Origin of the sequence: Streptomyces hirsutus, from assembly GCF_001418415.1 — a bacterium.
Taxonomy (GTDB): domain Bacteria; phylum Actinomycetota; class Actinomycetes; order Streptomycetales; family Streptomycetaceae; genus Streptomyces; species Streptomyces hirsutus.
In genome coordinates this window covers 1-732 of record NZ_LIQT01000203.1, presented here as the reverse complement: position 1 = coordinate 732, position 732 = coordinate 1, and the positions used below count along the sequence as shown (strand labels likewise).

1 pseudogene is annotated in these 732 nt (G+C 70.4%); it reads right to left on the bottom strand.

The window, feature by feature from the left end:
- A pseudogene (locus AOK11_RS44990) lies at positions 1–451 on the bottom strand (transcriptional regulator); the annotation flags it as partial.
- Positions 452–732: the final 281 nt, after the last annotated feature.

Below are 732 nucleotides of genomic sequence, written 5' to 3'. Positions count from 1 at the left end.
GCGGGTCGGGGGCGGAGATCAGCCAGTCCCGGCTCGGTTCCACCAGCGCGGACGCGGCGACGGAGGAGCCGGACAGGAAGTCCCGCCGGCCCACGTCGCTGCGCCACAGCTCGCAGACCTGCTCTATGGCCCCCAGTACCGTCGGCGAGAACTGGAGACCGACACCCGACGCCAGGTTCTTGCCGTTGGCCATGCCGATCTCGTCGATCGTGACCGTACGGCCCAGCTTGCGCCCGAGCGCCTCCGCAATGATCGCCGGTGCCCGGCCCCGCGGCTGCTGTCCGCGCAGCCAGCGGGCCACCGACGTCTTGTCGTACCGCAGGTCGAGGCCGTGCTCGGCACCGCACATGTTGACTCTGCGGGCCAGCCCGGCGTTGGAGCATCCGGCTTCCTGGATGAGCGCCTGCAGTCGTTCGTTCGGCTGCCGCGCGACGAGAGGCCTTGCGGCCATGGCATACCCCCTGAGGCTGCGGTGCCTGCCCACGCACCGAGTTGACGTGTCTTCGGCGGCCGGACCCGCCCATCCCCTGACAACTCCCCTCGTGAAGGGACGAAAGTTCCGGCCGTGAAGATCAATGCCCCGCCGAGGTGCCGAAGATGCGAGGCATGTACGAATTGCCGAGGTAACGGCGGATGCCGACCCCCTCCTGGCTACCCACCCCTGGCTACCCACCCGCGGACACCGATCCTCCCGCGCGCCCCCGCACATGCCCCCATGCGCCCCGGCCGGAG